At 45.2% G+C, this 13,050-nt stretch carries 11 protein-coding genes; 5 read left to right on the top strand and 6 right to left on the bottom strand.

Translation table 11 applies throughout. The features are described from left to right. Nucleotides 1-24: 24 nt before the first annotated feature. Together AM279_RS15275 and AM279_RS15270 are read right to left on the bottom strand one after the other, a co-directional pair. Nucleotides 25-363 carry a hypothetical protein gene (locus tag AM279_RS15275; protein WP_054408894.1) on the bottom strand — a complete coding sequence of 113 codons (339 nt, stop codon included), beginning with the start codon at nt 361-363 and terminating at the stop codon, nt 25-27. A 2-nt stretch (nt 364-365) separates the two neighbouring features. Then, nucleotides 366-1,211, bottom strand: a complete 846-nt coding sequence (locus AM279_RS15270; RefSeq protein WP_054408893.1) for a pepsin/retropepsin-like aspartic protease family protein — start codon at nt 1,209-1,211, stop codon at nt 366-368. 178 nt (nt 1,212-1,389) lie between these two features. Here AM279_RS15270 and AM279_RS15265 point away from each other — a divergent pair, with 178 nt between their 5' ends. The 4 genes from AM279_RS15265 to AM279_RS15250 all read left to right on the top strand — a co-directional run bounded on the left by AM279_RS15265 (nt 1,390) and on the right by AM279_RS15250 (nt 5,390). After that, nucleotides 1,390-1,593 carry a hypothetical protein gene (locus tag AM279_RS15265; protein ID WP_054408892.1) on the top strand — a complete coding sequence of 68 codons (204 nt, stop codon included), beginning with the start codon at nt 1,390-1,392 and terminating at the stop codon, nt 1,591-1,593. A gap of 164 nt (nt 1,594-1,757) precedes the next feature. Continuing rightward, entirely contained in the window at nt 1,758-2,996 is a 1,239-nt protein-coding gene (fabF, locus tag AM279_RS15260) for a beta-ketoacyl-ACP synthase II (protein WP_054408891.1), read from the top strand. Between the two features lie 286 nt (nt 2,997-3,282). Then, a complete protein-coding gene (locus AM279_RS15255) occupies nt 3,283-3,678 on the top strand; it encodes a YegP family protein (RefSeq protein WP_054410361.1) in 396 nt (131 codons plus the stop codon). 437 nt (nt 3,679-4,115) lie between these two features. Continuing rightward, nucleotides 4,116-5,390, top strand: a complete 1,275-nt coding sequence (locus AM279_RS15250; protein WP_054408890.1) for a T9SS type A sorting domain-containing protein — start codon at nt 4,116-4,118, stop codon at nt 5,388-5,390. A 66-nt stretch (nt 5,391-5,456) separates the two neighbouring features. Here the strand turns inward: AM279_RS15250 and AM279_RS15245 are convergent, their stop codons facing one another. The 3 genes from AM279_RS15245 to AM279_RS15235 form a co-directional block, all read right to left on the bottom strand. Next, the gene (locus AM279_RS15245) at nt 5,457-5,969 is read right to left on the bottom strand and encodes a hypothetical protein (RefSeq protein ID WP_054408889.1); all 513 of its coding nucleotides are present in this window, start codon (nt 5,967-5,969) and stop codon (nt 5,457-5,459) included. Between the two features lie 44 nt (nt 5,970-6,013). Further along, a complete protein-coding gene (locus tag AM279_RS15240; RefSeq protein WP_143090359.1) occupies nt 6,014-6,607 on the bottom strand; it encodes a hypothetical protein in 594 nt (197 codons plus the stop codon). Nucleotides 6,608-6,684: 77 nt separating this feature from the next. After that, on the bottom strand, nt 6,685-7,503 hold the full coding sequence (locus tag AM279_RS15235; protein ID WP_143090358.1) for a DUF6193 family natural product biosynthesis protein: 819 nt from the start codon (nt 7,501-7,503) through the stop codon (nt 6,685-6,687). Nucleotides 7,504-7,610: 107 nt separating this feature from the next. On the opposite strand from AM279_RS15235, the gene AM279_RS15230 reads away from it, so the two are divergent. Continuing rightward, complete coding sequence (locus AM279_RS15230) at nt 7,611-8,066, top strand: TlpA family protein disulfide reductase (RefSeq protein WP_054408886.1); 456 nt, start codon at nt 7,611-7,613, stop codon at nt 8,064-8,066. Between the two features lie 60 nt (nt 8,067-8,126). Here the strand turns inward: AM279_RS15230 and AM279_RS15225 are convergent, their stop codons facing one another. Continuing rightward, nucleotides 8,127-12,980 carry a DNA repair ATPase gene (locus AM279_RS15225; RefSeq protein WP_054408885.1) on the bottom strand — a complete coding sequence of 1,618 codons (4,854 nt, stop codon included), beginning with the start codon at nt 12,978-12,980 and terminating at the stop codon, nt 8,127-8,129. Nucleotides 12,981-13,050 lie beyond the last annotated feature (70 nt).

The raw sequence follows: 13,050 nt of genomic DNA, 5'->3' as shown, positions 1-13,050 counted from the left end.
AAAACGGCACGGTTTCAATGTGGTTTACCACGCTCCGTTAAACACGGTTATAACGTGTATACCCAGCAGCAAAAGCCCTATGGAATGTATTATGGCAATGCGCCGCTGTTTATCGCGCCGGGCAAAGTACAAAGCCGCCAGGTGCAGCAGCAGGCATAACGGCCCTGTAAGCGTAACGCTGATAAACAGTTCAAAACCAGCCCAACCCGGCTTTATATCCTGGCTGAAATATTCTTTTTCTACCCACTGCCACATATAATTACCATAAAGCGCTGCCACAAGCGCGGCATGGTACTGCCACCTGTACCCAAACCAACGGTACAGCACAAGGCCTATTGCCAGTATAATAAAGAAAGCCTCCATAGTTAACCCTTCTCAGTATATTCTGCGTTAAGCAATGTATTGGGTTTCAGGTATACTATGTTCTCTTTAAAATCAAAGATGGTGTTGTAGCGTTTCAGTACCTCGTTACCCAGTATATGTATGCCCGGCCAGGCAGGGTTAACACCCGTCATGAGCTGCACAGGGATATCCTTCAGCGAAAGCTTCCCTAAATTCAGCTTTTCGTTACTAACGGTAATTACGGGCACTTCCTCGCCCATGCCGTTGTGCATTATTACCTTTTTTATAACCGGCAATTCATCTTTAGGATAGTGTTGCTGGGCAATCCAGCCGCTATCAAGCATAATGGTGCGCTGGTAACCGGTGTCGAACAAAAATTTGTTGGGGTATTTTTTACCATTAATTTCAAGGTTACCGTTAATGCAAAACAGGGTATTGCTGTACTCAATGGCAAACTTCTCCCAGCCCCTGCCCGGTTTAGGCAGGGTGTTGTGCACTATAAACAGGCTTTTGTCATAATCAATTTCCAGCACCTTCCCGGCAAACAAATCCCACCCGAAACGGCCGTCTGTTCCCTGGCCCGACAGTACTACCGGATATACGCGCTGCTTATCCCAAAACTGGCCACCCATTTTTATAGTGTTGGTTCTTTTTATAGTATCAATACCGCGGGTTTTAGCAAGGGCGTCATAGGTTAGCAGTACACCCGTAGTGCCGCTGTCAAACTTTAGGCTTAGCGTATCCTGGTTAACAACACATTGCAGTTTTATGTTGTTGTATTCGGTCAGGGTAAAGGGTATGGTATCGTGCACGGCGGGTTGTTGTGCAAAGAGCGGGGTTGCCATTAAAAGCAATAACAGTTTTTTCATTACTATGTTTTGATGATTGATTGTATAAAAATAGTTAAAATCATTTTACCTAAATGGCAAAAACCCGCGCTATTGTTAAACTATAGTTATATGATGCTAAAGTTTTATTAAGGCGTTTCCTCACAAAAAACAAACTACATAATTTTAGGTAACTAAAGAACCTAAAAAACCAAACGCTATGCACATTACTATTTTTCGCACCCTGTACAAAAACGTAACCGATAACAACCGTATTGAGCGCCTGCTTGGCCGCCACGGTATTTCTTTTGAAAAAACAACCTATGAAAAAGGCTCGCGCTACAAAATAGCATCTGATACAGAAGAGTCTATCAACATCTTTAAAAAACACCTTGGTATGATATACCCGCAGATAACATTTTAATCTAACCCCCTTAGATTGTATAAGCCGCTCAGCAATGAGCGGCTTTTTTTATATAAAACACCCAACCTATCGTGCTATATTTTAAATCAATAAACTAAATTATACCAATTGGTTTATTTTTATACCTTTGTATCTACAAACAAAATATACTAATTGGTATAATTATGAAACGAGTAGCAATAACAGGCCTGGGTACTGTAAACCCGCTAGGCAATGATGTAAACACTTTTTGGGATAATATACTTAACGGAAAAAGCGGCGCAGGTACCGTAACGCGGTTTGACCCCTCGCCTTTCCGTACACACATAGCCTGCGAGGTTAAGGGTTTTGAACCGGAGAAATACCTTGACCGCAACGAGATTAAACGCAGCGACCTCTTTACGCAATATGCGCTATATAGTGCGGCTCAGGCCCTTGAAGATTCAGGTCTTGACGTAAAAAAGCTTGACCCGTTTGATATCGGCGTAATTTGGGGTGTAGGCCAGGGTGGCATGGAAACCTTTGAAAACGAGGTGGAAGGGTTTGTAAAAGGCAACTATGTTTCACGATTCAGCCCGTTTTTTATTCCAAGGCTGATAGTAAACATGGCCAGCGGCATGATATCTATGAAGTTTGGCCTGCAGGGCATTAACTATACTACGGTTTCGGCATGTGCCACAGCAAACACCGCCCTTATGGATGCCTTTAACTACATACGCCTAGGCAAGGCAAAAATTATTGTGGCCGGTGGCAGCGAGGCGCCCATTACGCCTGCCTCAATAGGCGGGTTTAGCGCCATGAAGGCCATGTCTACCCGAAATGAAGATGCCGCCACCGCCAGCCGTCCGTTTGATGTAAACCGCGATGGGTTTGTAATGGGCGAAGGTGCAGGCGCTTTGATTCTTGAAGACTATGACCACGCCATAGCCCGTGGCGCAAAAATATATGCCGAACTTGCCGGTGCCGCCATGACGGCAGATGCCTACCACATGACATCGCCACACCCCGAAGGAATAGGCGCTGCAAAAGCCATGCAGCTTGCGCTGGAAGAAGCCGGTATTGCCCCATCTGAACTGGATTACCTCAACCTGCACGCTACCTCCACCCCGGTGGGCGACATTGCCGAACTTAATGCCGTAAACCGCCTGTTTAACGGTTCGGCCAACCTGTGGGTAAGCGCTACCAAGAGTATGACAGGCCACCTGCTGGGTGCTGCCGGTGCCATTGAGGCCATACTGGCAATTAAGTCGATTACCGAAAACACGATACCCGCTACTATAAATGTAGAGCAGCTTGACCCTACTATTCCCGCGGGTATTAATATAGTGGTAAACAAACCGCTGCAAAAAACGGTTAATACGGCCATGAGCAATGCCTTTGGCTTTGGCGGGCATAATGCGAGTGTGGTTTTTAGGAGGTTCTGAGGCACTTAGGTACTGAGTTGTTAAGGTTTATTCCATATTTTACCCCCCGGATTTCATCCGGGGCTAATCTACGCGACCCCTTCAGGGTCGATCTACCGAAACCCCATCCAGTCAAAGTAAAGACAAACAGAGAAACTAAAACCAGCCTCAGAACCTAAGTACCTAAGTACCTCTTTTAACACATCTTTATTAATTTACAATAGCCCCCGGCTCTAAAAAAATTCCTATTTTGTTTTACTTTTGCGCCCCCGCAAAAAAAAGACGGCAACTAAAAAGTACTACAGGAATGGGAATGTTTATTATAAGCAAACGCCACAATGGCGAGTATAAATTTGTGTTTACCTCACGCAAGGGCAAAACCGTGTTTACCAGCATTGGCACCAAAGAAAAAGCCGACTGTGAGCGTATGATTGCCGCCATACAGGAAAACATAGATATGTTTACATTCCGTAAAAACGGTACGGCTTCGGGCAAGTATTTCTTCCGCCTTAGCAAAGACGGGCTTGTGCTGGCCACCAGCCGTAAATATTCTACTGAGCTGAGCCTGCAAAAAGGCATCAAGGAAATTGTGACGTATATGTATCGTTCTGAAGTGCTTGATTTTTCTGAAGACAGCATGGTGTTTCCTCCTGCCGAAGACATTTGGGGCACTGAACCCGAAGCGGTTTCGGTTTCTGCGTAATAGCAGCCCTGTTTCTTTGTACACCTATACTACACCACTTTAAAAACACCTCCCACCCCACAACCTTAATCCATAGTATTGTCCATATTTATAAAAATAAAATCCATTTTAACATAGATTTTAGATTATAGATTTGACTGTTAGAACAAACAACTAAATCGTTTTAGAAAACCAATTCAGGCAACTCAGCATAAGCCACCAACGGACAAGGCTTAAGCACACTTATTAGATTATCAAACAATTACAATAAAATTAGTGGTGATTCACATCAACTTACCACACGGCTGACTCATGCCTTAAAAAAACAAAAAAGCAACGTTTATGACGAAAAAGCAAATTACCTATAACCCAAGTAATATCCATAAAAAGCTAATAGTACAGCTTATATAAACCAGAAGTAAATCAATCCCAAATAACGTAAATCAAACCGAATTTCTATGAAAACAAAACTACTTGCTTTAAGCTTTTTACTTGCCGGATGGGCCGCCAATGCCCAGGTGCTAAACGATTTTGAGGCCGACTCGCCGGCGGTAACGGCTGCATATGGCGCAGAATTCAGTACCATTGCAAACCCTGACCCTAACGGAAACACCACGGCAACCGTAGGCAAAATAAACAGGACCTCTACTGCATGGTATGAGCTTGTGCGCTTTAATGTATCGTTTACCGTGCCTGCCAATACAACAAAGTATGTGCATATGCTGGCGCGTTACACATCAACAACAGAGCCCAATATGTCTATACGTGTAGATGCAAATGGCAACGACGGCAGTGTAGACATACACCCCATGAACACCTACAACACACCCGGCGAATGGATGGATATGGTATTTAAGGTAGAGGGCGGGGCCACAGGCATTACCCCTACCGAGATACTTTTCTTTGCCGATGCATCGGTTACGGTACTTGACAATGCAGATTTGTATGCGCTTATAGATGAATTTGTACTTAACGACAGCGACACCCCTATAGGCTATGAGCCACAGGACATGATGCTGAACGATTTTGAAGAAGGTTCTCCGGCCGTAACGGCACATTATGGCGCTGAGTTTACTATTGTGGCTAACCCGCTTGCCACAGGAAACCCATCTGCCAATGTGGGCGAAATAAAACGCACAAGCGGCGAATGGTATGAGCTTATACGCTATGCAAAATACTTTAATGTTCCGGCTAACACCACCCGCTATATACACGTACTGGCACGCTACACCACTACAACAGTACCTAATATGTCAATCAGGGTAGACGGCAGCGCCACAGGCGATGGCAGTGTAGACATACACCCAACGCTTGAATATACTAACGTGGGCCAGTGGCAGGATATGGTTTTTGCAATACCGGGCGGCGAAAACGGCATTAGCGTTACCCACATCCTGTTTTTTGCCGATGCGTCAGTAGGTGCTATAAACAATACTGATTCTTTTGCCTACATAGACCAAATGCAGATTAACGACAGCGCAGAGCCTGTAGCAAGCGTCCTTACCTTTGAAAAGAATGCAGTTAGCGCATACCCCAACCCAACTAACAATGTGTGGAATTTTACCGCCGGCAGTAGTGAAATTACATCTATACACATTGCAGACTTAACCGGTAAAACCGTGCTTAAATCAAACAGCGCTGCTGTAGATGCCACAGGGCTTACAAGCGGTATGTATTTTGCGCAAATAACTGCGGGCGGGGCAACACAAACAATTAAGGTTATTAAGAATTAATCCCGTAAGTAAATACTTTTCATGTTAGTGCCGCTCCGCAAGGGGCGGTTTCTGTTTACAGTATCTTTAATTTTGGCAGTAGTTATAAGCCTTTTCAGGTGTAAATACAATATTGTTTATTTTGCCACGGCTAAAATTTACGGGTATATCTTTATAGGCTACAGTACCCCCGGCCCCAATACCAGAGCGTTCTACAAGTACCAATGGCATACTTTTCTGAACAATCATAATCCTGAAAACATTGCTACGCAGTTCGGTATTATCATATTTTAAATGTATTTGCTTGTCATACTCCTGCTTACAGTCTATGCCCCCCAAATTAATATTAACAGGCACAGTACCCACTTTAAAGTCCCCTGTTTTTACCGGCAACATACAGGCAAGAGTTTGCCTTTGCGGATTAAAAGTACCGGGCTGAAGGCCAAAATATGCATCTATATCTTCGTCCGGGATTGTAGTATATACCTGGAAAACTGCCTGGTTACTCATAATGTTGCTTGCATTATAAGCACTGAAAGCCTGGAAGGCAATAAACAAAATACCTATAATTGTACCTATTACAATAAGTACCCTTTTCATACTTGTGAGGTTTTATGGTTGGATTTAAAAATAGGCAAAAAGCTTTACCTGCACAACACCGCCTTTATTTCATCCTGAGTCTTGGCTTTCAGCAACTTATACTGCCTTGACGTAGGCGAAAAACTACACGTCCTGCATTCGGCAACATTTTTATCTTTCAGGTAGCGAATGGCCTCATCATTTTGCACATAAGTGCGGTATTCATTTTTCTTTATGCAGCCTTCGCAGGCGGGGCCACCTTCAACAAATTCGTAGTTAAACACAAGTTTGCCTTTATCATAATAATAGCCTTCCTTAGCATACACATCGCCCACGGTGCCAAAGTCTATCGCAATTTTTACCAGTTCATTGCCTTCATAAAAATAATCAACCATCATCTTTTCATCACACATAAACTCAAAGTGCTTTTTTTCAAGCTTTGCAGTATTAATATGTTCTACCCTTTGGCGAATGGCCGCTATGGGTTGGATTGATTTTTCAGTAGTTTTCTCTAAAGGTTTTGTGGTGTCGGGTACGGGTGTGGTATCCGTCGCCGGAGCTGTTGCAGCAGGGCTATCTGTAGAAATAACAGGGGTTTGGGTTTCTTTTTTGCACGATGCAAATGCTATTATACAGAGTATTACAACAATCTTTTTCATAGCATGAATTTTTGTTTTTCCCTTAAAAGTAGCCATTGCACAGCGGCAAAGCAAGCTTTTTAAGAAAACCGAAACGTTCAGGCAAGGCCATCGGCAGTACCTGCAACGGCGGGCTGTATATGAGGCGGCAGGTGTAGTTTTATAAGGGCGAGGGCTTCGGCGGCATTGCCTTCGCCCAGGTATTCGCTGCGGTTGCGGGAAACAATATACCGCCCGTCTTCGCCTTCACTTTCACCCATAATCAGGCGTCCGTCTTCAAACCGGGCAAATTGTGCGGGGGTAACATACGGCAGGCCAATATCATCATACGGGTAGCCCGTACAGCGGCTCAGGCACAGGGTGTAATGGCTTGTAAACGGAAACAACCTGCCTACTACCTCATCGTGCATGGCAAGGCTTATTATAGGCTTAAGATGCTCGCCACGGGTATTTAGCATGCGGTTCCAGGCATAAGCTACTTCCCGGCCCTCATCAAAAGCGGCAGCGTGCTCGTGAGGCACTATAAACGGGTATTTTTCGGCGAGCTGCCGGGTGGTAACATCATAAGTTAACCAGTAATCTATAGCCTCTGCAAGCAGGTTAAAATCATCAGTACCGCCCTGTGCGAGGCACACTCCATTGCGCCAAAAATCAGGCAAAAAACGCCTTACATCCTGCGCTATGTATACTTGCGAAAACTTGTTATTGTTTACCATATGTGTGTTGATCACCGGAAAATCATAGTCGGCATCACGTCGCATAACGCGCAAAGAAGAGCCCCTTGCCTCTAAAGCCTTATCAAGGGCATTAGGCAGGTTGCCCGCCTTTTTAACTTCGGGGTACAGGTCTTTCTTAAATATATTGAGGAGCTTCTTTACAAATGCATCGCCCTGTTTTTTAACTATATAGTATGGCATGATATAAAAGTAATTAAAAAACAGATACTGTATTACCTCTTTAAAATGCATTTTTTGCGTTATGTTTTTACACCCTGATTTATTTATATTTACACAAAACCCTTACCATGAAAAAACTCACATTTGTATTTGCCGCAATTGTAGCACTAACCACAGCCGCGCACGCCCAAACCAAATCATTTAAAGAAATACTGGCCGAAAACAAAGGCAAGGTAATACTGGTAGACTTTTGGGCCAGCTGGTGCGGACCCTGTATGGAAGAAATGCCCGCCATGAAAAAAATACATGATAAATATAAAGATAAAGATGTGGCGTTTATATACCTTTCTTATGATGCCAATGCCGAGAAATGGAAAGCTGCCGCCAAAAAACTGGGTTTTATAGATGAAAAACACAGCTTTATGACCTCTGACCTTTCCGAAAGCGAAGTGCTGAAGGCCCTGAACATAAAGAGTATTCCCCGGCACCTAATTTTTGATAAAACCGGCACCCTTGTCAATCCCGATGCGCCGCGCCCAAGTGATGGCGTGCTGGATAGAGAACTGGATAAATATCTGGAATAGGTAAAACAAAAAAGCAGCACATTGCTGTACTGCCTTCCGGAGGAGGAAAATTATAATGGTTTATACTTTGTCCTGATTGCCTTTAAGGATTTCTTTAATACCCTCTATATGGCCGGTAAACTCCATCATTTGGCGGAGTATTTGTGCCATTTCGTTTTTATTGCCAAAACCTTTCAGTTTGTTGTTTTGTACAAACGTTTCCTTGATGGATGCCCAACGCTCTTTTTCAGTTTCGTTAAGGGAGCCTGCCATTTCTTTATATTTTAACAGGTTGGCCTCTGCCGCACTGGTAAGGGTTTGCGTTTCGTTTTGATAATGCGATAACAAAAGCGCGTTAACCTCATCATCATTCATTATGGCATCTATTTTGGCCACGAGCTTGTTCATATCGCGGTAAGAACCCTGTAGTTTAAAGGGCGGCTCTGTCCTGTAGGCATCTTCCATAGCGGCAGATGCTATATAGGCCGCATTTGCCTGCAACACCATTGTTCTTACCTTAACAACCTTATCCAGCAGCTGCACATAGGTTTCTATATCCTGCTTGGTATGGTTGCCCTTCAGCTCCAGCCCGTCGCGCTGGCCGGTTTGTGCCATGGTAATAAGCGGGTACAGGTCTTCCATACTTTTTGAGGCAAGCTGCGCCAGCAACGGGTGCGATGTAAGCGCATTTTCTATAAGGCTCAGCTCAAACAGGTGGGCGGTATTGCCTATAACATCGCCCAGGTTGTAAATATCGGCACGGTTGGCAAGCATATCGGGTATGCGGAATTTCTCGCCCGTTTCGGTATATGGGTTGCCTGCCATTACCACACAAAACTTTTTAGATTTCATGTCGTAGGTTTTAGGCTGCCCGTTATATACACCTTCTATCTTACGGGTACCATCGGCCAGGGAGATAAACTTTTGAAGGAACTCCGGGCTGCAATGCTGTATATCGTCCAGGTAGAGCATAACGTTGTTGCCCATTTCCAGCGCCAGGTTAAGCTTTTTAAGCTCTTCCCTTGCGGCAGAGTTTGTTGCCGAAAGCGGGTCTACCGATGTAACCTCATGGCCTATGGCAGGGCCGTTTATCTTCATAAATACAAGCCCGAGCCTGTTTGCCAGGTATTCCATAAGGGTGGTTTTACCATACCCCGGCGGCGAAACCAGCAGCAACATACCCGATCGGTCTGTGCGGCGGTCGTTGCCGGCACTGCCAAGCTGCTTTGCAAGGTTATCTCCAAACAGGGGCAGGTATACCTGGTCTATAAGCTTGTTGCGCACAAACGATGTTAACACCTTTGGCATAAACTCATGCAGCCTTAAATCGGCTTTAAGCTGCTGGGTAAGCTTGTGGCGCTCTTCCTTAAAATGCTCAAAAGCGGGTACGTCTTTCTCAAAATGCTGCTTAAGCAGGGCCGTAAACCTATGGTAATGAAACAGGAACACGCCATCTATAATTGACGGATGCGCCCCGGCAAGGCCTGCAATGGTTTCTTCAGGCTCTATGCCCGATACCTTTTCGGCCGATTCATGCCTGTACAGCAGCAGCGCCACCACCTCATAAAGGTATTCGGCACTTTGTGCATCGGCGGTTTGCGCCAGGTAAGACGATACCCACTGCACCGCCAGCAATAACGCCGACTGGTTATCTACGGCCTCATCAATACTGCGCCTGAAGCCGGTTAGGGCACCTTTAGCTTCCAGCACCTTTATAAAGCTTTCGGCTATTTGTGCAGCACGGTGGCTTACGGTAAAGGCATCATCATCTTTAAGCTCGTTAAAAAGATAATGGGCCGCCGCATTGGCATCAGCCGCTTCGCTGCCCAGCCAGTTGTTACTTTGTACAAAGGCAGTTGTTATTTGCCCCAGCTGTGCAATGATATAATCAAACTCGCCACTTTGCGGGAAAACCGCCAGCACACTGCCCGAGGCCTTTATTTTAGCATTAAGGCTGCTGCGGGTTTCTTCTTTAAGGCCAAACCATGCAAACTGAGCCAGGGCACGCGTGGCGGGCGCATATTGCAGCAGCTTTAAATTGTTGTGCTTTGCCACAAGCACCCTGAGTATTTTAAAGGCATCGGCATCGTGCACGCCTTTTACATAGCCTTCTGTATAGTTTTTAGATGTTTCTTCTTTTACAATGGCCTCCAAAGCCTCATCGGTAAGGTTGTAGAGGTTACCCGCCCCATAATTTTTGAATATTTTATAGGCCAGGTATGCCCCGCGGTAAATGGCATCGTTTTCTGAAACCAGGCTTTGCGACCAGTATTTTTGCAATGAATCGAGGCTGCTGCCTTTTATTTGCTGGTAAAAATCAGTCCCGGTTAAGTGATAGTTAAGCGCCCCTTCCTTAAAAACAATGGTAAGGTCTAAAGGCTGCTTGTTAACCGTAAACTTATGCTTGCCCAGGCGTATTATATTTTCGCCGTCTTCATAAAGCTCCTGCCTGTCTTTAAGCTTGCGCAGGGCATCTTCGCGGGCGGCTTTTAGCTGCGTTTCTATAGCCTCGGCCTTGCCGGTATCTTCCAGCTCAATAAGCTGTGCCGTAAGGTCGCGCAGCTTGGCTATCATCAGGTCTGATGCAAAATAACCGTTAATCTCATCGGCCGAATTAAGGGTAAGCGCCTTTGCGGCCACATTTTTAAGTATGCGCGCCGCGGCACCGTCAATAGCCACAGCTTTTTTGTTACGGGCTTCGGTAAGGCTGTTTTTCTTAGCCTCAAAAGCGGCATAAATCTCCTCGCGCTTTTCAATTATAGATTCGGTAAACTCCTCATAATCGGCAAAGCGCGCCTCGAGGTCTTCCAGCTGTACCGATATTTTATTGAGCAGCTCATCTGTCTTTTCGGGCGTTGTGGCGCGGTCAAGGGCGTTTACAATGCTTTGGTCTATCAGTTTAACCTGCGCGGCAAAATCGGCCTTTGCCTCTTTACCGCCCAGTGCTGTAACCTTGTTTTTAATATCGGCCTTGAGCCTGTTTAGCGTGGCAAAAATGAGCGATATGGTATTGATGATGTGCGTAGACTTACTTGTATCGTCAATCTTAAGGTTTGATACGATTTCGATAAGCATTTCCAAATCGGCCGTAATGGTGTTAACCTCATCTTCAAGCTTGCGGGCCTGTGCCACGGTGGCTATATCATCAAGGCCTTTTTGCTTTTCTGCCACGCGGTTGTGGTAGGGCACAAGCGCCTTATCATCCATAAGGAACTGCACGCAGTTTTGCGAAATATGCTCGGTCTGGGCAACAATTTCGGCCTCAAGCTCATTAATAAAGGCCTCGTCTACATAGCGCACTTCTTTAAGGCTTATAACCTCGCCCCGCAGGGCACGCAGCCCGGCAAGGTCGGCCACAAAAACATCTATATCGTCAAGCGGCGAGCTCTTTATTTTAATGAAGAGGCTTTCGGCTTTGTCCTTTACATCCTGTGTGGTTTTGGCGGCGTTTAGGCGCAGCTGCACCACTTTTTCAAACTCGTCTATGGCCGCATTTGCCGTGTTTTTAATTTCGGTAAGCGGAAGGCTGAGCTCAAAGGTTTCTTTGCCGGTAATCCAGTAATAGCCGTCGAGCACGTTTTGGGCAAGCCTTGTCAGGTCGGCATACAGGCCGTCATAATCATCGCTTTTATTAAGCAGCGTTATGATGGAGTGGCTTTCGGCCATGGCCTTTACAATATCTTTATTGCCTATTTTATATACATAGCTGTCTTTGTGCTGTGTGGGCATAACATCGCCCTTTATAAAGGGGGTTTGCCATATTTGCACCAGATGGTTTTTAGTATGTTCTGCCTCTGCCCTAAAGTAGCACAGCTCGCCGTTTTGCAGTATGGTAAAGCCGTTGCAAATTATGGGCGTAGAAACTTCATGCGTTATAATGTTATAGGCCATGAGCACATACTGCCCCGTGGCCTCTTCATAAAACACATACATAAAATCTTCGCCGTTAGGAGAGGTTATCCTTTCCTGGAACAGCAGGTTTTGCAGGCTGTTTTCAAATATTTTGTATTCGCCCGTTTGCAGGTAGTAGCCGTTAGAAAAAATGAGCCCGTGCTGATCGGGCAACAGTATTGCCGATGTAGAAAGGCTGTCTATTTTGCGTACTTCCTGCAGTTTGTGGTTGTATATAAAAAACCGAGGGTCTTCCTGAAAAGGCTTTATTTGGAGAGCTATAAGGTTGCCCAAATCGGCATACTGAAAGTTACCGTCATCAAGGGTCTGGTCCGGGTGTATAACGTCTTCATCATAAATGCCCTTGCCGGTAGTGGTGTTGTCTTCTACCTTTATGGTAAGGGTGCCACCTACTGTTTCTACAAAAACCTTGTCTAAGATAGACACGTGCGGATGCTTGCCATAGCGCTGCATTTCGCGCGCGGCCTCCTGCCAGGTAAAATCGTGCTGGCGCGGGAAACGGTATTCGTGGTCGCTGCGGTTATCCTGGTATACAAGCGTATTGTCTTTTATAAGCCACTTAAAGGTTTTTATGTCTGACACCCTTTCGCTTACCTGGAACACCATGTACAGGTAGTTGCCCGATACAAAAAACTTCCTGAACTCTGTATCCCTGTAATACTTATACAGGTTAAAGAAATCATTAAGGAAACCCTCGTCATTAATAAGGGTTAAATCCTGCTGGCGGAAATCGCCCTCCTCATAGCTGTAAATGCTAAAAACATCCTGTGTTTTAATATCGGTACGCAGGCCAAAATGCACGTTGTAGCCAAAAATACAGGTGTTGCCCAGGCTAACAATATCGCCGGGAATACAGTTGTTTTCGGTTATAATGCGGTTATTGGCAATAAGCCTTGTTTCTATACTGCCAAAAATTTCTTTCCTAACCGTGTTAAGTTTTTGCAGCCGGGCCAGAAGGTCGTTTTTCTGTGCTTCCAGCCTGCTGCGTATAATTTCATATGTACCGCCTTCCAGTGTACTCATGATGGGTTGGTTTAAAAATTATTAAACTGCGTGGCAGTTAAAAATGAGGTGTATTCCCGTGCGGTATAGT

The sequence above is a fragment of the Flavobacterium akiainvivens genome (assembly GCF_001278115.1).
GTDB lineage: Bacteria > Bacteroidota > Bacteroidia > Flavobacteriales > Flavobacteriaceae > Flavobacterium > Flavobacterium akiainvivens.
The sequence above is the reverse complement of the archived record's forward strand: the minus strand, read 5'-3'. Positions and strand labels throughout refer to the sequence as shown.